Source organism: Sphingomonas liriopis (genome assembly GCF_024211255.1).
GTDB lineage: Bacteria > Pseudomonadota > Alphaproteobacteria > Sphingomonadales > Sphingomonadaceae > Sphingomonas > Sphingomonas liriopis.
This window is the reverse complement of record NZ_JAMLDY010000017.1, coordinates 47,567-74,220: the sequence shown is the minus strand read 5'-3', so window position 1 is coordinate 74,220 and position 26,654 is coordinate 47,567. Positions and strand designations below refer to the sequence as shown.

Sequence of the window (26,654 nt, the reverse complement as noted above, 5' to 3'; positions counted from 1 at the left end):
GTTATGACGCGGCCAACCGCAGGAGGGGATTCATGCTCGCAAAGATCAAGCACGTCCGTGCGTTCACAGTACGTGGCGGTGGCGCGGACTATCACGATCAGGGTGCAGGTCACTGGATCGACGATCACATCGCGACCCCGATGAGCCGCTATCCCGAATACCGCCAGTCGCGGCAGAGCTTCGGTATCAACGTGCTGGGCACGCTGGTGGTCGAGATCGAGGCGGAGGATGGCACGATCGGCTTCGCGGTGACCACCGGCGGCGAGCCTGCCTGCTATATCGTCGAGAAGCATCTGGCGCGCTTCCTCGAGGGGCGCGATCCGACCGAGTATGAGAAGATCTGGGACCAGATGTACTTCTCGACGCAATATTACGGGCGCAAGGGGCTGGTCATCAACGCCATTTCGGGCGTCGACCTCGCGCTGTGGGATCTGCTCGGCAAGCTGCGGCAGGAGCCGGTCTATCATCTGCTGGGCGGCGCGGTGCGTGACGAGCTGCAGTTCTACGCCACGGGCGCGCGCCCGGATGTCGCCAAGGAGCTCGGCTTCATCGGCGGCAAGCTGCCGCTGCATCACGGACCGGCCGAGGGGCTGGAAGGATTGCGGAAGAACGTCGAACTGCTCGCGGACATGCGCGCGAAATGCGGCCCCGATTTCTGGCTGATGTACGATTGCTGGATGGCGCTCGACGTCGATTACGCCACCCGGCTGGCGATCGCGTGCCACGAGCATGGCCTGAAATGGATCGAGGAGGCGATCAGCCCCGACGATTACTGGGGCTACGCCGAACTGAAGCGCAACGTGCCCCGCGGCATGCTGGTGACGACCGGCGAGCACGAGGCGACGCGCTGGGGTTTCCGCATGCTCATGGAGATGGACTGCTGCGACATCATCCAGCCCGACGTGGGCTGGTGCGGCGGCGTGACCGAGCTGCTCAAGATTTCCGCACTGGCGGACGCCAAGGGCAAGCTGGTCATCCCGCACGGGTCGAGCGTCTACAGCTATCACTTCGTCGTCACGCGCCACAATTCGCCATTCGCCGAATTCCTGATGATGCACCCGGGACCCACCGAGGTGGTGCCGATGTTCGCGCCGCAGCTGCTCGGCGAGCCGGTACCCGTCAACGGCCGGATGAAGGCCGGCGCGCTCGACAGGCCCGGCTTCGGCGTCGAGCTGAACCGCGACATCCCGCTTCACCGCCCCTACACGCACTGAGGACTTACCCATGAAACTCTGCCGCTATGGCGCCAAGGGCGCCGAGAAGCCCGGGCTGGTCGATGCCGACGGCCGCATCCGTGATCTGTCGGGGCATATCGCCGATGTGACCGTCGAGGCGATCGCCGGTCTTGCCGATGTCGATGCGGAGACGCTGCCGTTGGTGGAGGGCAATCCACGTCTGGGCGTGCCCGTCACGGGTATTTCCAAGATCGTCGCGATCGGGTTGAACTACCGCGATCATGCGATCGAATCGAACCTGCCGATCCCGACCGAGCCGGTGATGTTCATGAAGGCGCTCTCCAGCCTGTCGGGCCCCAACGACACGGTCGTGCTGCCTAAGGGCTCCACGCACGGCGACTGGGAGGTCGAGCTGGGTGTCGTCATCGGCAAGACGTGCCGCCACGTCGCCAAAGAAGACGCGCTCGATCACGTTGCGGGCTATGTCCTGTGCAACGACGTGTCGGAGCGCTTCAACCAGAAGGAGCGGGGCACGCAATGGTCGAAAGGCAAGGGTCACGACACCTTCTGCCCGACCGGCCCCTGGCTGGTGACCCCCGACGAGGTCGGCGACGCGATGGATCTGGACATGTCGCTCGACCTGAACGGCGAGCGGATGCAGACCGGCAACACGAAGACGATGATCTTCCCGATCGACGAGCTGATCTCCTATGTCAGCGAGTATGTCACGCTGATGCCCGGCGACCTGATGATAACCGGCACGCCGCCGGGTGTCGGCGAAGGCAAGAAGCCGGACAAGATCTTCCTGAAGGCCGGCGACACGATGACGCTCGCGATCGACAAGCTGGGCACCCAGTCGCAGGACGTCGTCGCGTTCGATCTGGCGGCACTCGCATGAGCGTGTGGTCCGGCCGGTTCGAGGGCCGCACCGCGATCATCACCGGCGGTGCGTCGGGGCTGGGCAAGGCGGTCGCCGCGCGGATCGTCGCCGAGGGCGGTCGCGTCGCGCTGTGGGACATGAACGCGCAGACCCTGGCCGCGGCCAAGGCGGAGGTGGGCGCCACGCACACCGTCGCGCTCGACGTGTCGGACCAGGCGGCGGTCGAGCGTGCGGCCGCCGAAAGCCTCGCCGCGCTGGGGCAGGTCGACGTGCTCGTCTGCTCCGCGGGAATCACCGGCGCGACCGTGCCGGTGCATGAGTTTCCGCTCGACAGCTGGCGGCGCGTGATCGACATCAACGTCAACGGGCTGTTCTATTGCAACCGCGCGATCGTGCCGACGATGCTGGCGCAGGGCTATGGCCGGATCGTCAACGTGTCGTCGGTCGCGGGCAAGGAGGGTAACCCCAACGCCAGCGCCTATTCCGCATCGAAGGCCGCCGTGATCGGCTTCACCAAGTCGCTCGGCAAGGAACTGGCGGGCAAGGGCGTGCTGGCCAACGCGATCACGCCGGCGACGTTCGAAAGCCCGATCCTCGACCAGATGCCGCAAAGCCAGGTCGACTACATGCGCTCCAAGATCCCGATGGGACGGCTGGGGGAGGTATCCGAATCCGCCGCCATGGTGTGCTTCATGGCGAGCGAGGAATGCAGCTTCACGACCGCTGCGACCTTCGACACGTCCGGCGGTCGCACCACCTTCTGATCGGAACCGGACCAGGACGACCCGGAAGACCGGGCGTTCCTCCAGGGGAGGCCAATGACAGACATTCCCTTCGTCGATGCGCACGTCCATTTCTGGGATCTCGATCACCTGCGCTACGACTGGCTGACGCCGCCGTTCGACGCGTCGGGCCCCAATGGTGACGTCTCGCCGATCGCGCGGACCTATCTGCCGGCAGATTACCAGGCAGAGACTGCGGCGTGGCGGGTCCTTGGCGCGGTCCATGTCGATGCCGGCGCGTGCGCCGATCAGGCGTGGGACGAAACCGTCTGGCTCGAGCGGCTGGGCGATGAAACCGGCCTGCCCACGGCGATCGTCGCCTATGCCGACCTGGCCGATCCGGCGGTAGACGAAGCGCTGGCACGGCAGGCGGAATCGCCGCGGGTGCGCGGCATCCGCCAGATCGTCAACTGGCATGCCGATCCGCAGCGCACCTATACGCCCGACGACATGACGCTGTCGCCGGCGTGGCAGCGCGGCTTCGCGCGGCTTGCGGCGCACGGCCTGTCGTTCGACCTGCAATGCTATCCGGGGCCGATGGCGGCGCTGGCGCCGGTCCTGGCCCGCCACGGCGACGTGCCGGTCTTCCTCAACCACATGGGCATGCCCGTCGTGTCCGACGCCGACGGCCTCGCGCAGTGGCGCGCAGGGTTGCGCGCGCTCGCGGCGCTGCCGCACGTCGCGATCAAGCTGTCGGGCATGGGCTTTGTGCGGCGCGACTGGACGCCCGATCTCGTCCGGCCGCTCATCCTCGAGGCGATCGACCTCTTCGGCCCCGATCGCGCGATGTTCGCCAGCGATCTGCCGACCGACCGACTGTTCGGCACGGTCGATGCGCATCTGTCCGCCTATCACGCGATCGTCGCCGATTTCGGCCTGTCCCAGCGCCGCGCGCTGTTCGGCGGCAACGCGAACCGCCTCTATCGCCTCGACCTCGATCTGGAGACCTTGTGATGCCTCTCGTCCCCGTCCACGCGGCGGATGTGCCGCGCCGCACGCTGCGCGTCGCGCTGTCGTTCGCGATCAGCCTGTTCTTCATCTGGGGGCTGGCGTACGGCCTGCTCGACGTCCTCAACAAGCATTTCCAGGACACGCTCCACGTCGGCACCGCGGAGTCGACCTGGCTGCAGATCGCCTATTTCGGTGCGTATCTGGTGGTCAGCCTGCCGGCCGGCCTGTGGCTTGTGCGCGCCGGCTACAAGGTGGGCATCCTGACGGGGCTTGCGATCACCGCGATCGGCGCGTTCCTGTTCATCCCGTCCGCCGCCGCGGGCACGTTCCTGCCCTTCGTCCTGTCGATGTTCGTCCTCGCCTCGGGCCTCGCCTGTCTCGAGACCGCGGCGGACAGCTATGTCGCGGTGCTCGGCCCGCCCGAGGACGCATCGCGGCGGCTGAACCTGGCACAGTCGTTCAACGGGCTGGGCACCTTCATCGGCCCGCTGATCGGCGGGACGCTATTCTTCGCGGACGGCCCCGCCGCCGCCTCCGCGCAGGGCGCGCACGACAGCGTGCGGATGATCTATGCGGGCATCGGCATCGCGATCGTAATCTTTGCGCTGTTCGTCGCGCGCGCGCACCTGCCCGAGATCTCGGAGGACAGCCACGCGACCGAAGGCGGTCGCGAGGGGGGTATCCTGCAACGACGCCACTTCGTGCTCGGCGTCGCGACGCAGGCGATCTACATCGGTGCGCAGGTCGGCATCGGCGCGCTGTTCATCAACGTGGCGCTGAGCACCTGGAGCGGGCTGACGACGCGCGGGGCGGCGTATCTGCTGTCGTTCGCGCTGGTGACGTACATGATCGGCCGCTTCGCCTCGACCGCGCTGCTCGCGCGCGTCACCCCGCGCCGGTTGCTGACGATCTTCGCGGTCGCCAACGTCGTGTTGTCGCTGGTGGTCGCGGCGGGCATCGACCGCGTCTCGCTGATCGCGATGATCGGCGTGTTCTTCTTCATGTCGACGATGTTCCCGACGATCTTCGCGCTGGGCGTGCGCGATCTGGGCAAGGGCGCCAAGCGCGGCGCATCGGCGATGGTGATGGCGATCGGCGGCGGCGTCGCGCTGCCCTATCCGATGGGGCTGATGGCGGAGCGCTATGGCGCGCCCGCCGCGTTCGTCCTGCCCGCGATCGCGTTCGCGGTCGTCGCGCTCTACGGCGCGCGCTTCTCGAGGCTCGAGGACGAAGGATGAGCCTCGATACGGATCGTCGCGCCGTGATCGCGGGGGCGCTGGGCCTCGGCCTGATGCCGGGTGCCGCCGTCGCGCGCGCCGCCTCGCCCGCCTTCCTGTGGGGCGTCGCGACCGCGGCGCATCAGGTGGAGGGCGGCAACGTCAACAGCGACGTCTGGCTGCTCGAGCAACTGAGCGGGACGCCGTTCGTCGACAAGTCGGGCGACGCGATCGACCATTACCACCGGTTTGAGGACGATATCGCGCTAATCGCGCGGCTCGGATTCTCCAGCTATCGCTTCTCGATCGAGTGGGCACGCGTGGAACCGGCCGAGGGGCAATTCTCCGATGCGGAGATGGCGCATTACGCGCGGATGCTCGACTGCTGCCGGCGGCACGGGCTGACCCCGGTCGTGACGCTGCATCACTTCACCTCGCCGCGCTGGTTCGCTGCGTCGGGCGGGTTCGAGAACCAGAATGCGCCCGCCGTGTTCGCACGCTATGCCGCACGCGTCGTTGCCGCCTTGGGTGACCGGATCGGCTGGTTGTGCACGATCAACGAGGCCAACCTCTCGTTCGCTCCGTCGCCGCGCCTTCGAACCAGCGCAGCGACCGCGACCGGCTCGACCCATTTCTCGACCTTCCTGTTCTCGGACACCAGCGTCTCGAAGCCCATTGTCCGCGCCTGCCATGCCGCCGCGCGCACCGCGATCAAGGCGATCAGGCCCGCGCTGCCGGTCGGCTACACGCTGGCGATGGACGACGTCCAGGATTCGCCCGACGCGCCGGGCCGCGGCACCGCGATGCGATCCGCGATGTACGACGTGTGGCTGGAGGCGGCGCGCCAGGACGATTTCGTCGGCGTGCAGACCTATACCCGGCTGGTGGTCGGGCCGAAGGGCCCCGTCCGCCTGTCGCCCGAGACCCCCCGGACGCAGCTCGGCCAGGAGGTGTATCCCGCCGCGCTGGGCGGCACTGTGCGCTATGCGGCCAAGGTGTCGGGCCGACCGATCCTGGTGACCGAGAACGGGGTCGGCACCGAGGACGATGCGCTGCGCATCCGCTACATCGACGGCGCGCTCGCCGCGCTGGGCGCGTGCAGGCGCGATGGCATCGACGTTCGCGGGTACGTCCACTGGTCCGCGTTCGACAACTTCGAATGGCTGATGGGCTACCGGCCCAAGTTCGGACTGGTGGCGGTCGATCGCGCGACGCAGACGCGTACGCCCAAACCCAGCGCGCGTCACCTCGGTGCGATCGCTCGCGCGAGACGGTCGGGGCCGTGGGGCAGCCAGGACTTATGATACGCGACCGATCGTTATGTTGACAGACGCGCGGTCATTCTGTAAGAGACCATCCCACATTGTGGTACGCTCGGAAAAAGGGCGGCAATCATCTCCTGGGGAGGACGATTTTGCGTTTCAAATCATTGTCTATCGTGTCGGTTTCGGTCCTCGCGCTGGCGTCCTCGCCCGCGCTGGCGCAGCAGGCCGCCGATTCGGCGACGAACCCCGCGCCCGCCGCGGCCCAGTCGACCGCGGATACCGCCACCTCGCCGCCAGCGCCCGGCGGTGACAGCGGCGACATCATCGTCACCGCGCAGAAGCGCGCCGAGCGGCTGCAGGACGTGCCCAAGTCGGTCAACGTCGTCCAGGGCGACACGATCCAGAAGCTCAACCTGCGCAGCTTCGCCGAGATCGACCAGCTCGCGCCCGGCCTCAGCCTGACGGCGAAGGAGCCGACGACCAACTCGGTCACGCTGCGCGGCGTCGGTTTCGATCCCAATTCGGGCACCTCGCCGACGGTCGACATCTATTTCAACGAGACGCCGCTCGATTCGAGCAGTGCGTTCCGCGGGCTGTACGACGTCGGCCAGATCGAGGTGCTGCGCGGGCCGCAGGGCACGCTGCGCGGTCGCACGTCGCCGTCGGGTGCGATCACGATCGCGACCAGGCGCGCGAACCTCAACGAGATCGATGGCTATTTTCAGCAGACGCTGACGACGCAGGAAGGGATCAACTCGCAGGGTGCGGTCAGCGTTCCGTTGATCCCCGGCGTCCTCGCCGTGCGCGCCGCGGGGCTGTTCGACCGCAACATCGGCACGGGCGTCACCAACCTGCGCACCGGCGACGAGGATCGCGACCGCACCGAGAGCGGGCGGCTGAGCGTCGCGTTCCAGCCGACCTCGCGGCTGTCGTTCGACCTGACCTACCAGTATCTGAACAACCGCACGCGCCAGAGCCCCATGCTGTTCACGCTGCCTGGGCAGACGACCGCTCCGATCCTCACGCCGGCGGATCGTAGTGCGCTGGTGACCAGGCCCAACAACTTCTCGTATCGCGGCCACCTGGTCAGCCTGGCGGCGAACCTCGATCTGGGCGGCGTCGCGATCAACTATATCGGCGGCTACCAGAACATCGACCAGGGCCGCTCGGGCGACATCGCCTATGGCGGCTCCATCCCCGGCCTGTCGCAGAACCAGACGTTCACCACGGGCCGCGAACAGGTGTCGCAGGAAGTGCGGCTGACCTCGCAGGGCGACCGGTTCTGGAACTTCCTGCTGGGCGGCTATTACGAGCACGGCACCACGCAGACCAACGTGGCGCAGGACCAGTATCTGTTCTCGGTCGTGCCCGCGGGCACGCCGGTGCAGTTCGTGCCCAGGCTCAACGTCGGCGTCGACATTCCGAGCAAGTCCGACACATATGCGGTCTTCACCGATCACCGGTTCCGCGTGACCGATCGCGACCAGCTTCAGGTCGGGCTGCGCTATCAGGAGACAAAGACCGTCGCCGATTTCACCACGACGCTCAGTGGTGCGATCCTCGGCCCCGTGCCGATCGTCAGCTCCGGGATCGGCCCGGCCAACCGCGACCGTACGTTCCGTCAGTTGACCGGCGGCGCCAGCTATCGCCACGAGTTCAGCCGCGATCTGACCGCCTATGCCACCTATGGCCGGTCCTATCGTCCCGGCAGCATCAATGCCACGTCCGTGCCGCTCGACGAAAACCTGCTGGTGACCAGGGCGGAGACGTCGAACAACTACGAAGTCGGCGTCAAGGGCGCGTTCGCCGATCGCCACGTGCAATTCACGCTCGCGCTGTATCAGCAGGATTTCAAGAACTACCTGGCCTATACCAACTCGTACCTTGCGGTCTCGTCGGGCAAGAACGGCGTCGTCGACAACAACGCCGCGTTCACGTTCAACGGCGACGCGCGCGTGCGCGGCGTCGAGGGTACGCTGTCCGCACGGATCGGCACGCAGCTCCAGCTGGGGCTGAGCGCGACGTACAACGACGCCAAGTTCAAGAACGCGACTGCGCCGTGCAACGACTTCAACGGCGACGGCATCGCCGATTCGGTCGGCGCGCCGCGCGTGCCGGTCGGGCAGAACGTCTCACTCTGCCGCCTGAACGGTCGCCTGAGCGACCAGGCGCCGTGGGGCGCGAGCGTCAACGCCGAATATCGCGTGCCCGTCAGCGGGGAGCGCGAGGTGTTCGTGCGCGGCCTAGCGAACTACGTGCCCAAGCGTGAGGATCCGTTCATCAACGTCAAATATGGCGACCTGCTGAACAACAGCGTGTTCCTGGGCGTGCGCGGACCCAAGGACTCGTACGAGTTCTCGGTCTTCGCCAAGAACCTGGCCAACGTCGCGGTGCTGACGACGCGCGGATCGACCCAGGTCGACTACAGCGTGTTCTCGACGGGCTATGCGGTCGGCACCGCGGTTCGCCCGCGCGAGTTCGGCCTCAACTTCCGGGTGGCCTACTGATGACGACGGGACGACGTATCGCAGCGCTGGCGCTTCTTGCGTCGTCCTCGATCGCCACGGCACAGCAGGCGAGCCGCGCCGCGTCCCCCGACGCGCGTGCCGAGGCAACGCTCAAGCAGATGACGCCGGCGGAGAAGATCAGCCTGATCCACGGGCCGATGCCGTCGTTCCTGCCCGCGGCCAAGCGGCCCGTGGGCGTGCCGATCGGCGCGGGCGTCATCATGGGGGTGCCCCGGCTGGGCATTCCCAACCTGACCGAGACGGACGCCAGCCTGGGCGTTTCCAACCTCAACGACCTGCGCAAGGGCGACGTCGCGACCGCACTGCCGTCGGGCATGGCGCTGGCGGCGACCTGGGATCCCGAGGTCGCTCGTGCGGGCGGCGCGATGATCGGCAGCGAGGCGCGCGCCAAGGGCTTCAACGTGATGCTGGTCGGCGGCGTCAATCTGGTCCGCGATCCGCGCGCCGGCCGCAACTTCGAATATCTGGGCGAGGATCTGCTGCTCGCCGGCACGATGGTCGGCGCGCAGATCGCGGGCGTCCAGTCGAACCATATCATCGGCACGATCAAGCATTTCGCCGCCAATGCGATCGAAACCGGGCGCAACGTCCACACCGTCGACATGGACGAGGCAGAGATGCGCGAAAGCGACCTCCTCGCCTTTCAGATCGGCATCGAGACGGGCGATCCGCATTCGGTGATGTGCGGCTACAACCGCGTCAACGGCGCCTATGCGTGCGAAAACGCGTTCCTCCTCAACGACGTCCTGCGCCGCGATTGGGGCTTCAAGGGCTTCGTCATGTCGGACTGGGGGGCGGTCCATTCCTCCGAGGCGATCCTGAAGGGGCTCGACCAGCAATCGGGCGAGCAGATCGACGGCAAGCGCTGGTTTTCCGACCTGATGGTCGCCGCGGTCGCGGACGGGCGCGTGCCGCAGGGTGCGGTCGATACGTCGGTGCGGCGGATCCTGCGCACGATGTATGCCAGCGGCGTCGTCGACCGGCCGGTGACGGGGGGCGCCGCGATCGACTATGGTGCCAACGGCGCGGTCGCGCTGCGTGCGGCCGAAGACGGCATCGTGCTGTTGCGCAACGAGGGCGGCATCCTGCCGCTCGCGGCGACCGCGCGGTCGATCGTCGTGATCGGCGGGCATGCGGATATCGGGGTCCTGTCGGGCGGCGGATCGAGCCAGGTGCGCCCCGTCGGCGGCTTCGCGCTCGAGGAACGGCAGAAGGGCGCCGGTACGGCATCGTTCGCCAAGCGCAGCTATGGCGGCACCGCGCCGCTCGCCGCGCTCAAGGCCGTCCGCCCCGACGCGCAGATCAGCTTCGTCGACGGCAGCGATGCTGCGGCGGCCGCGGCGGCGGCGAAGGCGGCCGACGTCGCGATCGTCTTCGCGGAGAAATGGTCGACCGAGGCGGCGGACCAGAAGGACCTGTCGCTCGACGGCAATGCCGACGCGCTGATCGCGGCGGTCGCGGCGGCCAACCCGCGCACCGTCGTCGTGCTGGAGACGGGCAATCCGGTGGCGATGCCCTGGCGCGATCGGGTGCCCGCGATCCTGGCGGCGTGGTTCCCCGGGCAGCGCGGCGGCGACGCCATCGCGCGTGTCCTGACGGGCGCTGTCAATCCGTCGGGGCATTTGCCCGTGACCTTCCCCGCATCCGTCGCGCAGCTGCCCAATCCGGTCCTGCCGGGCAGCAACGTGGCACCCGCCGATGCGGCGACCCGGGCGACCTATGGCCTGATGGCGGGCACCAAGAGCTTCGCGGTGACCTTTCCGGAAGGCGCCGATGCCGGATATCGCTGGTATGCGGCCAAGGGGCTGACCCCGCTTTATCCCTTCGGTCACGGGCTCAGCTACACCAGCTTCCGGTACGACCGGCTGGCGGCGAGCGGCGGCAAGGCGCTGACGGTGCGCTTTTCGGTGACCAATACCGGCCAGCGCGCCGGTGCCGACGTACCGCAGGTCTATGTGACCCGGCCGGGCAGGGCCAAGCGACTGATCGGTTGGGGCAAGCCGATGCTGGCGCCGGGCGAAACCCGCGAGGTGTCGGTGGTCGCCGATCCGCGTGTGATCGGCGACTATGATGTGAAGGCGCAACGCTGGGTGGTGCCGGCCGGCATCTATGGCATCGAGGTCGGGCCATCGGCGACGGAGACTTCGCTTCGTGCACGGGTCAAGCTTGCGAAACAAACCCTGAAGCCCTGACAAAGGATCGAACCGCCATGCGCCTCCATGCGATGATGACCGGGGCGTGTGCCGCCGCGCTGATGCTCACCGGCACCGCGGCCACGGCGCAGTCGCTGGAAGACGGGTTCCGCAATCCGCCCAAGGAGGCGCGCCCGCGCTTTCGCTGGTGGTGGCCGGGCGGCGCAGTGAACGACCCCGAACTCGAGCGCGAGATCGGCGTCATCGACGCGGCGGGCTTCGGCGGTGCGGAGATCCAGGCGCTCGGCCCCAATTTCGCGAGCCTGACGCCCGACGAGAGGGCGCGGGTCAACGATTATGCCGAACCCGCCTTTTTCGGTCATGTCCGCGCGGCGGCAAAGGCAGCCGCGGCGCGGGGGCTGACGCTCGACTATACGCTAGGATCGGCTTGGCCGTCGGGCGGCGGCTTCGCGATCCCGCCCGAAAAGGCGTTCGTCGAACTGACGATGGCGCGCACGGAGGTGACCGGGGGCACCGGTACGCCGGTCACGTTGACGCTGCCGTCCCGCACCAAGCGGCTCGGCGCGCTCTCGATGTTCGACCCCCGCGTCAAGGATCCGCGCGCGGCGGACTGGCCGGCGCGGATGGATGCGCAGGCGAAGATCGTCGCGGTCGTCGCGCTGCGCGGCACCGCGCCGAAGCTGAAGACCGACGCCAGCACGATGATGGGGGTGGAGCTTTCTCCCTGGAAGGACGTCATCGCCTCCGGCACGCTCGATACGGCCAGCGCGGTCGTTCTGACCGACAAGCTGAAGGCCGACGGCACGCTCGACTGGCGGGCGCCTGCGGGGACATGGCAGGTCTTCGTCTTCAAGCAATATGCCTCGAACATGGGCGTGCTCGGCGCGGCGGGGCAGGGGCCGCAGCTGATCCTCGACCATATGGACCCAGGCGCGTTCGCCGCACACGCCGCGCGCGTCGGCGATCCGCTCGGCACGAAGCCCGTCGGCATCCGCTCGACCTTCGTCGACAGTCTCGAGCTGATGCAGGATCTGCCCTGGGGGCGGCAGTTCCTGACCGAATTCCGCAAGCGTCGCGGCTATGACCTGACCCGATATCTGCCGCTGACCTTGCAGCCGGGCTGGATGCAGGCGTGGAGCGAGCATTTCTCGCCGCCCTATTTCCAGGCGGGGGACAGCACCGCGGATCGCGTCCGCGCCGATTATCGCCGCACCGTGTCCGACCTGATGTTCGACGGCTTCATCCTGCCTTATGTCGCGTGGAACCATGCGCATGGCCTGAAGGCGAAGTTCCAGGCGCACGGCGGCGCGATCGACATCGTACGCGGCTATGGCGTCGTCGATATTCCCGAAACCGAGGATCTCGTCCACGAGGGCGATCCCTATTTCATGCGCTTTGCCCGATCCGGCGCGGACCTTTACGGGCACCGCATCGTCTCGGCCGAAAGCCTGGTGTGGAAGGATCGGCCCTATAACGTCACGCCCGACGAGCTGCGGCGGCGCGCCGATCTGATCTTCGCCGGCGGCGTGAACAGCCTGATCGTGCACGGCCACGACTATCGCCTCACCGATGGAGGCTGGCCCGGCTGGCATGCATTCCAGCCCAGCCCCTTCGCGCTCGGTTTCAGCACCATGTTCACCGAGAGCAATCCGGTCTGGGCCGGCGTGCCGACGCTCGCGCGCTATCTTGGCCGGATGCAGTCGGTGCTGCAGCAGGGGCAGCCGATCGTCCCGGTCGCCTATTTCTACGGGCAGACCGGCTATTACGTCGGTATCGAGGATGGCGGCGCGGGCAAGCAGGCGGCCGAGAAGGCGTTCCTCAGCGGCGGCTACGATTTCGACCGGATCAATCCCGACGCGATCGGCGACGCGCGGGTCGAGCGCGGCGTGCTCGTCGCCAAGGGCGGCGCGCGTTACCCGGTGCTGGTGCTGCCGCCGATCGCGGGGATCCGCGCGGAAACCGCGGAGGCGATTGCACGCTTCGCCAGGGCCGGGCTGCGCGTGATCTTCACCGATCGCGCGCCCGAACGCGAGGAAGGCCTCGCCGACGCGGCCAACCGCGACGCCCGCGTGCGCGCTGCCGTGGCCGCTGCAATGAAGGCGGGCGCCAGGGTCGTGCCCCTCGCGCAGGTGGTGCCCGCCTTGCGAACCGCCGGCGTGCCCGCGAACCTGACCTTCACCGCGCCGGGCGTCAGCGACGTCGTCTATGTCCAGCGCAAGGTGGCTGCGCGGACGGTGACGTTCGTCCACAATCTGTCGGATGCGCCGCGCGACGCAGGAATGATCCTGGGGGGGACGGGCGGGGTGACGCGCTGGAACGCGATGGACGGCACCATCGCGCCGGTCGCGGCGACCGCCGCGCCCGGCGGCGTGCGCATCGCGCTGCCGTTGGCGGGCGGGGAGAGCGCGCTGCTGGTGAGCAATCCGGCATCGAGTCCGCAGGTGGTGGCGCCCCCCGTCGTCGTGCAGAGCGTCGCGCTGCCCGCGTCGGGCTGGACGCTCGGCGTCGAGGGACATAGCGGCCGACAGCCCTATGTCAGGCCAGTCGCGACGGCGACGCTGGGGGACTGGCGCTCGGTCGACGGGCTGGCGGCATTCTCGGGCGTCGGCACCTATCGGCGCAGCCTCCAGGTCGAGCCGGGCTGGCTGGCGCGCGGGCAGCGGATCGTCCTCGATCTGGGGGCGGTCCACGACATGGCGACGGTGACGGTCAACGGCCGCGCGCTCCAGCCGCTCATCACCGCGCCGTTCCGCGTCGACGTGACCGATGCGGTGCGCGCCGGCGCGAACGACGTGGTGATCGCGATCGCGAACACGCCGCAGAACGCGATGATCGATCCCAGGGCGGCGGGCTACAAGCTGCTCAAGCCCGTTCCCGCCGGGCTCGTCGGCCCGGTCGTGCTCGAGGTCCGCCGATGATCGGCGGCGCGCCCATCGCGAAAGGTCTGGTATGAAACCGATGATGCTGACGGCCCTGGTCTCGACGATGGTTGCGGGGGCGGCGGTCGCGCAGGCGCCCGCGCGATCGGCGGCGCAGGGCTGGATCACGCAGGCCGACACGCCCGCGTCCGCCAACCCCGTCGTGCTGCATTTCCGCCGCGCGGTCGATCTGGCCGCGAAACCCGCGCGCTTCCCGGTGCGCGTGACCGCAGACAACCGCTTCGTCCTGTACGTCAACGGCACCCGCGTCGCATCCGGGCCGTCGACCGGCGACGTCGCGCACTGGCGCGAGGCGACGATCGATCTGGCGCCGTGGTTGAGGCGCGGTCGCAACGTCGTCGCGGCGGTGGTGTGGAACGGGGTGAAGCCGATCGTCGTCCCCGCCGACGCCACGCCGCAGCAGCGCCAGCGCGCGGAAGGCGCGATGCTGTTCACGCAGACCGCGCCCAATTTCCAGCAGAGCGTCGCGACCGGGTTCCGCCTGATCGGCGACGGCAAGGCGGCCGCGATCTCGACCGAGCGTGCCGGCTGGCGAGTCCGCCGCGATGCCGGCCACGGTTTCGAGAATGGCTGGCGACAGATCATCAAGAGCGGCCTTTTCTACGTCGCCGCGCACCCCGAGACGATCGACGCCGCCAGGGCCGATTTCGACTGGGCCGGGCCCGACGAACAGGGCACAGGCTGGCAGGATGCGACGCCTGCGCCCGACGCGGCGCGGCGCGGGATTGTCGCCGATCGCCTTCTGCCGCAGGGCTATGCGGCGACCTCGCCGGGCAAGGTCGTGCGCACCGATCTGGCCGGCGGCACAGCCTTCCCGACCCGCGCGGTGACGGTGCCCGCCAACAGCAAGGTCACGCTGCTGATCCAGCGCGACGCGATGGTGGCGGCCTATCCGCAGCTCGACGTCGATGGCGGCGCGGGCGCCAGGGTCACGCTCACCTGGTCGGAGGCGCTGTACGATGCGAACCGCAAGAAGGGCGACCGCGCGTTGGTCGGCGATCGCAGCGTGTACGGCATCCACGACACGTTCCTGCCCGACGGCCGGCCGCGTACGTTCGAGACCTTGTGGTGGCGCACGTGGCGCTATGCGGAGATCGCGGTCGAGACGAAGGACGCGCCGCTGGTGCTCAAGGGCCTGCGTGCGTTCGAGACCGGCTATCCGTTCGAGCAAATCGCCCGCTTCACCAGCGACGATCCGACGTTGACGCGCATCTTCGACGTGGGCTGGCGCACCGCGCGGATCGACGCGCACGAAACCTACATGGACACCGCCTATTGGGAACAGCTGCAATATACCGGTGACACGCGGTTGCAGATGCTGATCTCCTATGCGGTGTCGGGTGACGCGCGGTTGGCGGAGCAGGCCATCGACGCGTTTCCGGGCTCGAACGTCGAGGGCGGCCTGATGGACGGCGCCTATCCGCAGCGCGCGCCCAACGTCATCGCGCCGTTCTCGCTGATCTGGGTCGCGATGCTGGACGACTGGCGGATGCGCCAGCGCGACCCCGCGCCGATCGTCCGCCATCTCGACCGGATGCGGACCGTGCTCGACTGGTTCCGGCCGTGGCAGCAGCCGAGCGGCCTGCTCGGCAAGAACCCGCAGTGGAACTTCATCGACTGGGTGGGACAACCGGCAACCGACCGCAAGGTATTCCCGTCGTACGGCAGTACTAACGAGAGCTGCCTGATGACCGTGAGCTGGCTCGGCGCGCTGCAACAGGGGGCTCGGATCGAGGCGGCGCTGGGCGACCCGGCGCGCGGGACGGCGTATGCAGCCAAGGCCGATACGCTGAAGCAGGCGATCCGCGCGCGCTGCTGGGTGCCGGCGCGCGGCCTGTTCGCGGACAATCCCGACGGCGCGGTGTTCAGCCAGCACATGAACGCGCTGGCGATCCTCTATGACGTCGCGACGCCGGTGGAGGCGCGCGCTATCCTCGACAAGATCGTGGCACCGGGCAGGGGCATCGACGCACCCGCCGGGATGACCACGACGAGCTATTATTTCGCCTGGTATCTGGCGCAGGCGTTCGTCCATGCGGGGCAGGGTGACCGCTATCTGGGACTGCTCGATACCTGGCGAGACATGCTGAAGCTCAACTACACGACCTGGCCCGAGGAGCGCGGCGACACGCGTTCGGACACCCACGCCTGGAGCGCACATCCTACCGCCGACCTGCTTGGCATCGTGGCCGGGATCGGGCCCGGCGAAGCGGGTTATCGCAGCGTCCGCATCGCGCCCGCGCTCGGGACGCTCAAGCGCGTCGACGCGACGGCCGCGACGCCGGCCGGCCCGGTCAGCGTGAAATACGCGATCACGGGCACACGGCTGACCGCGCAGATCACGCGCCCCGCGTCTCTGCCCGGCACGTTCGAGTGGCAGGGCCGCAGCTATCCGCTGACCCGCGCCACCACGAAACTCACGCTACCCACGCAATAGGCGGGAGCCGGCCCGGCTCATCGCCGGGCCGGCGCTTCATGCGTCCGCCGCTGAGGTCGGTTCGGTCCACACCTGGCGAAAGAACGGGCTGGTCGCGGCTGTCGCGTCGTAGGTCGTCGGATCGATCATGCAGGTCGGGCACCAATGCCCGCCGCGCAGATACAGATTGGGCGTCATCGTGAAGCGGTGCCCCGACGCACACGACCATTCGACCGCGTGGTCCGGACCGTCGCACGCGTCGGCATGGCATCGCCCGCCACGAAAGGCCGCGGCATCGCGCAGGTCGCCGATCCGCCATTCCTCTGGCGTGCGGGTCTCGTCATAGCCATGGTCAAGGTTCACGGGGTCGCGTGACGGCTGCTTGAGCGCATAATTCGTCCAGTTGCGCGGGATCGCCTCCCAGGCTTCGCGCGATCCGAAATAACTGTGGATATGCGCCTCGTCGTTCGTCTCGAACCAGTGGAGCGATCCGCCGGGTGCACGCGCCAGCCCCTCGATCCGCTTGCGGACCATGCCGGGCAACAGTTTGGGTACCAGTCGCGCAAGTGCCGGGATATGGGTCGGGGCGTCGGCGAGATGCTCGTGGATCGATTGTTCGCGGAATGGCACCAGCGCCTCCAACCGATCGCTATCCGAATACCATTGCCCGTGGAAGTTGCGCGTCGCGAACCAGTGCGGGCGAAGGACTTCGCGATAGTTCGCCATGCTCGCGGCCATGAATTCGTGGTTCACCACCCGCGATGTCGCGCCGCCGCCGATATTGTAGAAGCCCCGCCAGAATGCGGCCGGCACGCCGTCGTCGCACACCGCCGCCATCAGCCGCCCGCTGTCGTTGGCGGTCGACCATTCGAACACGCCGTTCAGCGGATTGTGGAACATGATCGGATCGAACATCCGCCACATCTCGTGATGCGCCATCCCGCTCTGGCGCAGCGACACCCAGTGGCGGATGCCTCCTTGCGCGATCACCGCTTCGGCCTGGGTCTTGGTGACCGCATAATGGTCATAGGTGCTGATCTTGATCGGATCGCCCGTCCGGCCCCAGTGGATCGGAGTGTTACGGCTGCCCGTCTGCGCGACGGTGCCGATATAGACGAGGCGGGTCCGCTCGGGATCCGCCACGCGGTGGATCGCGGCGACGATGTTGCGCGCGCCGCCGACATTGACCGCCGTCACCACCTCGGGCGGCATCCGGTCCGCCAGCGGCGATACCAGCCCGCCGACGTGGAGGACGACGTCGGCGCCGCGGATGCCGTCGTCGAGCGAATCCGGTTTCGTCAGGTCGCCGACCACGATCGTCGCACAATCGGTGCGACGGATGTGCCTGGCAACCGGATGACCCATCTCCTCCGGGCGTATCAGCACCGTCAATGCGATCGCATCGCGATGCTCGACCAGCCGCTTGAGGGCTTCGCGCCCCATGTTGCCGGTCACGCCGGTCAGGAAGACCTTTTTACCGCCGCTCGTCATCACACCGCCCCATCATATCCGCGCTATCAATGATACGCAGTCGTACCATAGTCAAGGCATCGACGGTGTGCGTCCGGCCAGATCACCCGCTGATGTAGCTTGTCTTGACGGTCGTGTAGAACTCACGGGCATAGCTGCCCTGCTCCCGCGGGCCGTAGCTTGATCCCTTCCGGCCGCCGAACGGGACATGATAATCGAGGCCTGCGGTCGGCACGTTCACCATGACGAGCCCGGCCGCCGAATTGCGCTGGAAATCGCGGGTGCGGGACAGCGACGTCGTGCATATGCCCGACGACAGACCGAACTCCGTATCGTTCGCGACCGCCAGCGCCTCGTCGTAATTCGCCACGCGGATCAGGCTGGCGACGGGGCCGAAGATTTCCTCGCGGCTGCTGCGCATCGCATTGGTCGCACCGACCAGCAGCGCGGGGGAAAGGAAATGCCCGGTGGTCGCGCGTTCCAGCTGCTCGCCGCCGACCACCTCGCAACCTTCGTCGCGCGCGATCCGGATATAGTCCAGGTCGGTCGCCATCTGCCTGGCATCGACCACCGGCCCGATCTGCGTCTCGGCATCGAGCGCATGCCCGATCCGCAGCTTGCCCATCTCCGCGGTCAGCCGCTCGACGAACGCGTCGTGGATGCCTTCGGTGACGATCAGCCGGCTCGAGGCGGTGCAGCGCTGCCCGGTCTGGAAGAACGCGCCGTTCAGCGCGCAGGCGACCGCAACGTCGAGATCGGCATCGTCGAGAACGACGAAGGGGTTCTTGCCGCCCATCTCGAGCTGCAGCCGCGTCATGCGCCCGATCGCGCGCGCCGCGATCCTCCGTCCGGTCGGAACCGAACCGGTGAAGCTGATCGCGTCGACGCCGTCGACCAGCGGATCGCCAACGACCGACCCGCGCCCCATGACCAGGTTCAGCACGCCCGCCGGCAGCCCCGCACGGTGGAGTATGTCGACCAGCGCCCAGGCGCTGGCGGGCGTGAGGTCCGCGGGCTTGAAGACCACCGTGTTGCCATAGGCGAGCGCGGCGGCGATCTTCCACGCCGGGATCGCGATCGGGAAGTTCCACGGCGTGATGATGCCCACCACGCCGACCGGCTCGCGCGTGACGTCGACGTCGACGTCGGGGCGGACCTGCGGATATTTCTCGCCGATCGCGCGCACCGCCTCGCCTGCGAAATACTGAAGCACCTGCGCCGCCCGCGTCACTTCGCCGGTCGCGTCGAGCCGGGTCTTGCCCTCTTCACGCGCCAGCAGTTCGCCGAGTTCGGGCGCGCGCCGGAACAGCTCGGCGCTCGCCTGCGACAGGATCGCGGCGCGGAACGCCGCAGTCGTGCGCGCCCAGCCATGCTGGGCGGCATGCGCCGCGGCCAGCGCCTCGGCAACGAGGTCCGCATCGGCGGCCGCGAACAGACCGATGGTGTCGGACGTGTCGCTCGGGCTGGTGTCGGGGCGCGCATCCGCGTCCGAACGCCAGACACCGGCGACGAGATTGGCATATGTTTCCATGGTCGGGCCCTTCGGGATTGTTGGCGACGCCGTTACCGTACGACAGGACGCGGTACAACCAATGTGCGGAGTGGATATCGGTCGCCGCAGCGCGTATCGGTAATCACGCATACATATGCCGATGGTCGGCGCAGCCGGAACGGGATCACGACACATGGCGAACGGTAGGATGACCCTGCAGGAGATCGGCGACAGGCTGGAGATCCAGGACCTGTTGGCGCGCTACAGCTTCGCGATCGACGATCGCGACTGGGAGGCGCTCGATTCGATCTTCACCGCCGACGCCAGGATCGATTATACGCAAACGGGCGGCGCGGTCGGTTCGCTCGCGCAGGTCAAGGCGTGGCTTCCGCTCGCGCTCGAGCGGTTTTCCCGCTTCCAGCATCTCGTCGCGACCAGCACCCTTGATCTGGCCGGCGATCGCGCGAGCGGTCGCACGATCCTGTTCAATCCGATGGTGTATCGCGGCGCGGACGGGGTGGAGCAGACGTTCTTCATCGGCCTGTGGTATCGCGACGTGTTCGTGCGGACCACCGATGGCTGGCGTATCGCGGAACGGGTCGAGGAGATGAGCTGGTCACACAATGTGCCCGACATGCCCCCGATCCCGCCACTGGCGGCTTGAGCAGGCTTGGTGCGTAGTATATTACGGGAACATCGACGCAAAACGGTATTCGACCCAACGGTTGGGCGCGACATGCCGATTGACGCTTGATCGGTCACCCGATAGTTATCGTCCGTCAGCGTACGATTGACACGACGGGAAGAGGAATGGACCGCATGGCGACGCAGCTTACGACCGACGCGGGGCAGCCTGCGCTCGACTGGCAGGATCGTCGCCTGCCACTGGCCGACACGGCGGATCTGCGGGCCGCGCTGGTCGAGGCCAATGTGCAGACCCTGCTGATGGTCTATGTCCACCTCACGCATGACGAGGCGATGCTCGCCACGTTCCAGAACTACATCAAGCCCCCCTTCGCGATGCCGGGCACCGATATTCCCGAGGAATATCAGCAGGAACTGCGCGAGAAGCTGCGCCACGTGCTCACCACGCCCGGCGCCGCGCGCGAGGATGCGCCGTCGAAGGCGCTGATGCAGCGGATGATGAGCGTCAGCGTCGGCGAGCCGGTTGAGGACGAATTCCTGCCGCTGCTGATGGATCAGATCGGGTTCGAGCGATCGACGCCGCGCCGCGAGATCGCGGGCCGCAAGCCCGCACCCGCCGGGTTCAAGGTGCTGGTGATCGGCGCGGGGCTGACCGGGCTCGCCGCCTCGATCAAGCTGGAGGAAGCCGGCTACGAGCAGGTCGTGATCGAGAAGAATCCCGAAATCGGCGGCACCTGGTACGAGAATCGCTACCCCGGCGTCGGCGTCGACACGCCCAGCCATTTCTATTCCTATTCGTTCGAGATCACCCCCGAATGGACGACGTATCACCCGGTTGGCGCGGACATGCAGAAATACCTGCTGCACGTGACCGAGAAGTACGACCTGCGCCGCCACATCCGCTTCGAAACGACCGTCGTCTCGCTCGCCTATGACGACGAGGCCGCGATGTGGGACGTCACCGTGCGCGGCGTCGATGGCACCGAGGAGGTGCTGCGCGTCAACGCGGTCATCAACGCGCACGGCCCGGTCAATCGCTGGAAATGGCCCAACATCCCCGGCTTCGACACGTTCAGGGGCGTGCGGATGCATACGGCGACCTGGGACCCGGCGGTCGACCTGCGCGGCAAGCGCGTCGCGGTGATCGGCACCGGCGCCAGCGGCGCGCAACTCGTCCCCGCGATCGCGGGCGAGGTGAAGGACCTGACCGTTTTCATGCGCTCCTGCCACTGGGTGATCTACAATCCCGAGATCGCGCACGAAGTGCCGCCGGGCATGAAGTTCGCGTTGCGCCACATCCCGCATTTCCGCGAGTGGTTCCGCTTCCGCGTCTACTGGTTCGCTGCCGACGGACTGTTCGCCAACGTGCTCAAGGATCCCGAATGGCCGGTCGACTCGCCGTCGGTGTCCGCGCTGAACGAGGGGATGCGGCAATATGCGCTGGCGCATCTCGACGCCAAGTTCGCCGATCGCCCGGACCTGCTGGAAAAGCTGACGCCGGATTTCCCGATCTTCTCCAAGCGCATCATCCTCGACAATGGCTGGTTCGACGCGTTGAAGCGCGACAACGTGACGCTGGAGTCGGGCGGGATCGCCGAGATCACCGAGACCGGCATCCGGATGGAGGACGGCACGACCTACGAGGTCGACGTGATCGTCTGCGCGACCGGCTTCGACGTCGCCAACATGCTCGGCAAGCTTGAGGTCCACGGGATCGGCGGGCGCTCGCTGCGCGACGAATGGGGGCATGACGATCCGCGGTCGTACATGGGCGTGACGGTGCCGGGCTACCCCAACTACTTCCTGACGGTCGGGCCGAACAGCGCGCCCAACCATGCAGCGGGGCAGAACCTGATCTCCGAGGTGCAGGTCAACTACATCATCGAATGCCTCGACTGGGCCAATGCCAGCGACAAGCGCGCGGTCGAGCCCAGGCGCGACGCGTTCGAGGCGTGGAACACGCAGATCGACACGCGGATGCAGGACATGATCTGGACGCATCCCAAGGCCAACAGCTACTACAACAACTCGAAGGGCCGGATCTTCCTGTCGTGGCCCTACCGCCTCGTCGATTACTGGAACGAGATGCGGGGTCCGAAGAAAGATCACTTCGAGCTTCATTGAGACGGCTCGTGGACAGTCCGGTGGCAACAGCCTTCGCCCCGCCGCACACGGGAACGGCGCGCGCGATGGTCGTCCGCGCGCTGATCGCGCAGAACCTGACGATCGGATGCGCGTTCGGCGGGTTCGGCGTCACGCTGCTGGCGCTTCAGGCGCGATACCAGGTCCCACTCGGCGTCGTGTCGATGGGGCTTGCACTTGTGGTCCTGACAATGAGCCTCGCCGGCCCGTTCGTGGCCGTGGCCGTGCGTCGGCTCGGACTGCGCGCGACGATGCTGATCGGGATCACGCTGTCAGGGTCGGGCTATGTCGTGCTCGCACTGGCAGGCACCATCGCGATCGCGCTGGTCGCGTTCGCGCTGCTGATCGGCATCGGCGTCGCGCTGTCGGGGTCATTGCCCACCAGCCTGCTGGCAGGCGGATGGTATCCGCACATGCGCGGGCGCGCGGTAGGGATCGCGATGATGCCGATCCTCGTAATGGTGATGCCGATCGTCGGGCAGTCGGTGATCGCGATGCATGGGCTGTCCGCCTTCTATGGCGCGATGGCGCTGCTGCATCTGGTGCTCGTGCCCGTGATCCTGGGCGTGCGCGATCCGCCCTTCATCCCCGACGCCCGCGAAGTCGTGTCGGACGATCCCGGCGTGACGACCGTCGCGATCCTGCGTCGTCCGGCATTCTGGTGCATCGTGCTCGGCGGGGGGCTGCTCAACGCGGTCGGGATCACCGGCGTCTCGCATATCGTCGCGATCGCGGTCGAGCGCGGCATCGCGCCATCGCAGGCGGCGATGATCGCCGCGATCCTCGGAGGGGCGAGCATCGCTGGATCGCTGGTATCGGGATGGTGCGCGGATCGTTTCGGCGGCGCCTGGGCGATGGCGACGATGGCGGCGGCGTTCGCGATCGGCTGGGCGGTGATCGCGAACACGACACTTCTGGCGCCGATGATCGCGGCGACGTTGTTGATCGGCATGGCCGGCTCGGGCGTGTTCACCGCGTCGAACGTGCTCATCACGCGGCTGTTCGGGTTCCTGTTGCTCGGCCGGGTGATCGGGCTGATGAGTCTGTTCGGCCTGCCGTTGCTGTTCCTGCTGCCGCCGGCGGCCGGGCTGCTGCACGACCGGGCGGCGAGCTATGCGCCCGTGATGCTCACGATCGTCGCGATCTGCGCCGCGACCGCGGCGCTGCTGCTGTTCGTCGGGCGCAGCGAACGGAGAGTCATGGCAGGGGTGGGCGTATGACGACCAGCGACAGGGTAGCCCTCGTGACGGGCGGCACGCGCGGGATCGGCGCGGCGATCACGCGCCTCCTGCTTGCGCGCGGCTGGATCGTCGCGACCTGCGGCCGGACCCCGCCCGACCATGCGATCGACGACGGCGGCCGGACTGCGGACTTCCACGCGTGCGACATCCGGGACCAGCCGGCGGTCGCGCAACTGATCGCCGATGTCGTCGCGGCGCATGGCCGGCTCGATCTCGTCGTCAACAATGCAGGCGGATCGCCACAGGCGCAGGCGGCCAGCGCCAGCCCGCGCTTTTCCGAACGCATCGTCCAGCTCAACCTGCTCGCGCCTCTGCACGTGGCGCAGGCGGCCTATCCACACCTGCGAGCGGTCGGCGGCTCGATCGTCAACATCGCCAGCGTCAGCGGTGTCCGCCCGTCGCCCGATACCGCAATCTACGGCGCGGCGAAGGCGGGGCTGTTGAGCCTCACGACCAGTCTCGCGCAGGAATGGGGGCCCGAAATCCGCGTCAACGCAATCGTCGTCGGGCTGATCGAGACCGAAAGCGCGGAGATGACCTACGGCTCCGACACCGCGCAGCGGCGCATCGCGGCATCGCTACCGCTCGCGCGGATGGGGCGGGGCGACGACGTGGCGGAAGCGGTGGCGTTTCTCGCTTCGCCCGCCGCGGCCTATGTCAGCGGCGCAAAGCTCGAAGTCCATGGCGGCGGCGAGCGGCCGATGTTCCTGGAAATCGTCAAGCAGGAAACACCGGCGTAACACGTCGGAAAGGACGGTCGCCGCACGATGATGCGGCGACCGCAGATCCCCTCAACGATCGAAGTGATAACGGACGCGCAGCCCGTACATCCGCGGCTCGCCGTACAGCGTATCCCAATACAGCAGCCCGCCGGCCTGGAACACGTCGCTGTTGCTGATCCGGAACGTATTGTTCGTCAGGTTCGTCGCGAAGATGCCCGCGTCGATGCCCGAGCGCGCGATATCGCGCAGGTCGAGCGAGACATTGAGGATTCCGTACGCATCGAGCCGTGCACCGGGTTGTGCGGCGGGAATGTTGACCGCCTCGGTATATTGCGACGAGTTGTGCGCATAATTGACGAACAGCGCCAGCGTGCCCGCCTCGTTGCCCAGCTTGCGCTCGGCGGAGACATGCGCGCTCCAGATATAAGGCGAAACGTACTGGAACGGCAGGCACGACGAGTCCGCGACGCCGCCCGGCGCCACCAAACCGTTGCACGCCTGCGTACCCGAACTGGAGACATAGGTGTATCGTTTGTACTTGGCGTCGGTGTAGCTGAAGTTGCCGCCGATCTCGATGCCGCGGAACGGCCGTACCGACGCTTCCACCTCGATCCCCCGGATGCGCGCGTCCGCATTCAGCGTGCGCGCGCCGCCCGCGTTGGTGGTCACGTTATAGTCGCCGGTCGCGCGCTGGATACCGTCATAGGTGAGCGTGTACACCGAGGTGTTCAGCCGGAACGGAATGTCCGCTACGCGGAAGTCGGATTTGAAGCCCGCCTCGTACGAGGTGACCGTCTCGGGCCCGAAGGTGCGCGTGTCGGGATCGCCATTCTGGCCGAAGAACACCGCATAGGGATTGAACCCGCCTGCCTTGTAGCCGCGGCTGACCTTGGCATATAGCAGGACGTCGCGCATCACCTTGTAGTCCAGACCGACCAGCCACGACGGCGTGTTCGATTTCTGCGTCCCCGCGAAAAGACAACTGGCGACAGCAGATGCGACCGGCACGACGAGGGTGCTGTCTTTCCCGCACACGACGAGGCCGGCCGGCAGCAGCGAGCTGAAATTATACTGCGTCGCGAACCCCGCGATCTTGTCCCAGGTGTGGCGATAGCCGCCGGTCAGCCGCAGCCCGTCGAGCGACGGCGAGAGCGCGCCGAAATCCAGCGTCGCCTGCGCGTACACCGCCTTCGAGGTCGTGGTGGTGCCATATTCGGCGAAGCTCGCCTGACAGACCGCCGCGCTGCCCGTCAGCCCGGCGGGGCAGTATAGCAGCGCGTTCGCGCGCTGAAGCCCGGCGGGGCGCTGATCGAAATAGAAGCCGCCGACCGTCCAGTTGAACTTGTTGTCGAGCATGTTGCCCTGCAGCTGCAGTTCCTCGGTCCACACGCGCAGATTGTCGCGCGGTCCCTCGCGACCCAGCGTGGCATTGGCATAGGTCGTCGGGCCCAGCCCCGGCACGTCGATCGTCCCGGGCAGAACGCCGGGATCGACGTCGTGCTGCTGCAGCGCGGTCGCATCCGCGTCGTAGCGATAGCGGATCCGCATCCGCTGATACGCAACGATGTTGCGCAGCGTCAGACCCTCGGTCAGGTCGACATCGGTCGTGTTCGTCACGCCCCACGTCTCGGTCTGCTGGAAGACGTCGGTGCTGAACGCGGTGCGGCGCGAGCCGAGCGCGTCCGCGCGTGCGGTGTTCGCGCGATAGACGTCGCACGAGAATCCGCCGGCCAGCGGACTGTTGACGCAAAGCCCCAGGCTCGAAAGCGCAGGGATGTTGAACCCCTTGTGGATCAGGCCGGTGCCGTTGGTGTCGGATTTCGTGCCGTACGCCATCGTGTAGTTGGTGACGCCGTCGACCGGCTTGAACAGGATGCCCAGCCGTCCGGTGCCGTAATGCTCGTTGTCGCGATCCTTGTTCCAGATCACGTCATAGGTATAGCCGGTCCGGTCGTGGAACGCGCCCGCGACGCGGATCATCAGCTTGTCCGACACGATCGGCAGGTTGATCGCGCCTTCGACCTCGCGGCGGTCGTAATTGCCGATCGTGCCCTGGATCCAGCCCGACAGCGTATCGGTCGGCTTCCTGGGCACCAGCAAGACCGCACCGCCCGTCGTGTTCCGGCCGAACAGCGTGCCCTGCGGGCCCGACAGCACCTGAAGACTTTCCAGATCGAGGAAATTGCCCGGGCCGCCCTGTTGGCTGACCGTCAACGCGGACGGCAGCGGCACTTCGTTCAGATACACCACGACGCCGGGCGACGCCTGGAACGTGGCGCCCTGGCCGCGGATCGTGAACGATTGCGAATCGCGCGATCCCTGCCCATTGGGACCGACGACCAGCGACGGCACGTTTGCGGCGAGGTCCTGCTCGCGTGCGATGCCTTGCTGCTGGAGCCGTTCCGGCGCGATCGCGGTGATCGCGATCGGCACGTCCTGGTTGCGTTCCTCGCGCCGGTTCGCCGTCACGATGATGTCGCCGATGGTGTTGTCCGCCGGCACCGTTTCAGGCGCAGGCACGGGCGGCGCAGCGGCGGTCTGGCCGATCGCCGGGCTGGTCAACATGATCGACGCGGTCGCAGCGCCGAGCAGCAGGGCCGCGCGCAGCGGCGCGGATCGTTCATGGAGTCGCATTC

General features: G+C 67.5%; 17 protein-coding genes. 14 read left to right on the top strand and 3 right to left on the bottom strand.

Annotated elements, in window-relative coordinates; translation table 11 throughout:
* Positions 1-32: 32 nt before the first annotated feature.
* The 10 genes from rhmD (at position 33) to M9979_RS13635 (ending at position 16,327) form a co-directional block, all read left to right on the top strand.
* Positions 33-1,214 (top strand): L-rhamnonate dehydratase, encoded by a 1,182-nt coding sequence (gene rhmD, locus M9979_RS13680; protein ID WP_254289915.1) that lies wholly within the window; start codon positions 33-35, stop codon positions 1,212-1,214.
* 10 nt (positions 1,215-1,224) lie between these two features.
* Positions 1,225-2,073, top strand: a complete 849-nt coding sequence (locus tag M9979_RS13675) for a 2,4-didehydro-3-deoxy-L-rhamnonate hydrolase (protein ID WP_254289914.1) — start codon at positions 1,225-1,227, stop codon at positions 2,071-2,073.
* Positions 2,070-2,819 (top strand): SDR family NAD(P)-dependent oxidoreductase, encoded by a 750-nt coding sequence (locus tag M9979_RS13670; RefSeq protein WP_254289913.1) that lies wholly within the window; start codon positions 2,070-2,072, stop codon positions 2,817-2,819. Before M9979_RS13675 ends, M9979_RS13670 begins: the two co-directional genes overlap by 4 nt.
* Positions 2,820-2,873: 54 nt before the next feature.
* Positions 2,874-3,791, top strand: a complete 918-nt coding sequence (locus tag M9979_RS13665) for an amidohydrolase family protein (RefSeq protein ID WP_254289912.1) — start codon at positions 2,874-2,876, stop codon at positions 3,789-3,791.
* Positions 3,791-5,026, top strand: a complete 1,236-nt coding sequence (locus tag M9979_RS13660) for a sugar MFS transporter (protein ID WP_254289911.1) — start codon at positions 3,791-3,793, stop codon at positions 5,024-5,026. The genes M9979_RS13665 and M9979_RS13660 overlap by 1 nt, the downstream gene beginning before the upstream one ends.
* Positions 5,023-6,309, top strand: a complete 1,287-nt coding sequence (locus tag M9979_RS13655; RefSeq protein WP_254289910.1) for a glycoside hydrolase family 1 protein — start codon at positions 5,023-5,025, stop codon at positions 6,307-6,309. Before M9979_RS13660 ends, M9979_RS13655 begins: the two co-directional genes overlap by 4 nt.
* Before the next feature lie 134 nt (positions 6,310-6,443).
* Positions 6,444-8,777: a TonB-dependent receptor gene (locus M9979_RS13650; RefSeq protein ID WP_254289909.1), complete on the top strand. Its 2,334-nt coding sequence runs from the start codon at positions 6,444-6,446 to the stop codon at positions 8,775-8,777.
* Positions 8,777-10,990, top strand: coding sequence for a beta-glucosidase (locus M9979_RS13645; protein ID WP_254289908.1), 2,214 nt, complete (start codon positions 8,777-8,779; stop codon positions 10,988-10,990). Before M9979_RS13650 ends, M9979_RS13645 begins: the two co-directional genes overlap by 1 nt.
* 17 nt (positions 10,991-11,007) lie before the next feature.
* The gene (locus M9979_RS13640) at positions 11,008-13,869 is read left to right on the top strand and encodes a glycosyl hydrolase (RefSeq protein ID WP_254289907.1); all 2,862 of its coding nucleotides are present in this window, start codon (positions 11,008-11,010) and stop codon (positions 13,867-13,869) included.
* A gap of 40 nt (positions 13,870-13,909) precedes the next feature.
* Entirely contained in the window at positions 13,910-16,327 is a 2,418-nt protein-coding gene (locus tag M9979_RS13635; RefSeq protein WP_254289906.1) for an alpha-L-rhamnosidase-related protein, read from the top strand.
* Positions 16,328-16,363: 36 nt separating this feature from the next.
* On the opposite strand, the gene M9979_RS13630 is transcribed toward M9979_RS13635, so the two are convergent.
* Both M9979_RS13630 and M9979_RS13625 read right to left on the bottom strand, forming a co-directional pair.
* Complete coding sequence (locus tag M9979_RS13630) at positions 16,364-17,797, bottom strand: NAD-dependent epimerase/dehydratase family protein (RefSeq protein WP_254289905.1); 1,434 nt, start codon at positions 17,795-17,797, stop codon at positions 16,364-16,366.
* Positions 17,798-17,879: 82 nt separating this feature from the next.
* Positions 17,880-19,307, bottom strand: a complete 1,428-nt coding sequence (locus M9979_RS13625; RefSeq protein ID WP_254289904.1) for an aldehyde dehydrogenase family protein — start codon at positions 19,305-19,307, stop codon at positions 17,880-17,882.
* A 154-nt stretch (positions 19,308-19,461) separates the two neighbouring features.
* Between M9979_RS13625 and M9979_RS13620 the strand changes: the two genes are divergently transcribed.
* The 4 genes from M9979_RS13620 (at position 19,462) to M9979_RS13605 (ending at position 24,036) form a co-directional block, all read left to right on the top strand.
* Entirely contained in the window at positions 19,462-19,932 is a 471-nt protein-coding gene (locus tag M9979_RS13620) for a nuclear transport factor 2 family protein (protein WP_254289903.1), read from the top strand.
* A 155-nt stretch (positions 19,933-20,087) separates the two neighbouring features.
* On the top strand, positions 20,088-22,037 hold the full coding sequence (locus M9979_RS13615; protein ID WP_254289902.1) for an NAD(P)/FAD-dependent oxidoreductase: 1,950 nt from the start codon (positions 20,088-20,090) through the stop codon (positions 22,035-22,037).
* Positions 22,038-22,057: 20 nt separating this feature from the next.
* Positions 22,058-23,275, top strand: a complete 1,218-nt coding sequence (locus M9979_RS13610; RefSeq protein ID WP_254289901.1) for an MFS transporter — start codon at positions 22,058-22,060, stop codon at positions 23,273-23,275.
* Complete coding sequence (locus tag M9979_RS13605) at positions 23,272-24,036, top strand: SDR family oxidoreductase (protein ID WP_254289900.1); 765 nt, start codon at positions 23,272-23,274, stop codon at positions 24,034-24,036. Before M9979_RS13610 ends, M9979_RS13605 begins: the two co-directional genes overlap by 4 nt.
* A 51-nt stretch (positions 24,037-24,087) precedes the next feature.
* Here M9979_RS13605 and M9979_RS13600 read toward each other — a convergent pair whose 3' ends face one another.
* Positions 24,088-26,652 carry a TonB-dependent receptor gene (locus tag M9979_RS13600; RefSeq protein ID WP_254289899.1) on the bottom strand — a complete coding sequence of 855 codons (2,565 nt, stop codon included), beginning with the start codon at positions 26,650-26,652 and terminating at the stop codon, positions 24,088-24,090.
* Positions 26,653-26,654: the final 2 nt, after the last annotated feature.

Bases quoted from the DNA above. Each gene is read 5' to 3' on its own strand.
- rhmD (WP_254289915.1), top strand. From the start codon at position 33: ATGCTCGCAAAGATCAAGCACGTCCGTGCGTTCACAGTACGTGGCGGT.
- M9979_RS13675 (WP_254289914.1), top strand. From the start codon at position 1,225: ATGAAACTCTGCCGCTATGGCGCCAAGGGCGCCGAGAAGCCCGGGCTG.
- M9979_RS13670 (WP_254289913.1), top strand. From the start codon at position 2,070: ATGAGCGTGTGGTCCGGCCGGTTCGAGGGCCGCACCGCGATCATCACC.
- M9979_RS13665 (WP_254289912.1), top strand. From the start codon at position 2,874: ATGACAGACATTCCCTTCGTCGATGCGCACGTCCATTTCTGGGATCTC.
- M9979_RS13660 (WP_254289911.1), top strand. From the start codon at position 3,791: ATGCCTCTCGTCCCCGTCCACGCGGCGGATGTGCCGCGCCGCACGCTG.
- M9979_RS13655 (WP_254289910.1), top strand. From the start codon at position 5,023: ATGAGCCTCGATACGGATCGTCGCGCCGTGATCGCGGGGGCGCTGGGC.
- M9979_RS13645 (WP_254289908.1), top strand. From the start codon at position 8,777: ATGACGACGGGACGACGTATCGCAGCGCTGGCGCTTCTTGCGTCGTCC.
- M9979_RS13640 (WP_254289907.1), top strand. From the start codon at position 11,008: ATGCGCCTCCATGCGATGATGACCGGGGCGTGTGCCGCCGCGCTGATG.
- M9979_RS13635 (WP_254289906.1), top strand. From the start codon at position 13,910: ATGATGCTGACGGCCCTGGTCTCGACGATGGTTGCGGGGGCGGCGGTC.
- M9979_RS13630 (WP_254289905.1), bottom strand. From the start codon at position 17,797: ATGACGAGCGGCGGTAAAAAGGTCTTCCTGACCGGCGTGACCGGCAAC.
- M9979_RS13625 (WP_254289904.1), bottom strand. From the start codon at position 19,307: ATGGAAACATATGCCAATCTCGTCGCCGGTGTCTGGCGTTCGGACGCG.
- M9979_RS13620 (WP_254289903.1), top strand. From the start codon at position 19,462: ATGGCGAACGGTAGGATGACCCTGCAGGAGATCGGCGACAGGCTGGAG.
- M9979_RS13615 (WP_254289902.1), top strand. From the start codon at position 20,088: ATGGCGACGCAGCTTACGACCGACGCGGGGCAGCCTGCGCTCGACTGG.
- M9979_RS13605 (WP_254289900.1), top strand. From the start codon at position 23,272: ATGACGACCAGCGACAGGGTAGCCCTCGTGACGGGCGGCACGCGCGGG.
- M9979_RS13600 (WP_254289899.1), bottom strand. From the start codon at position 26,652: ATGCGACTCCATGAACGATCCGCGCCGCTGCGCGCGGCCCTGCTGCTC.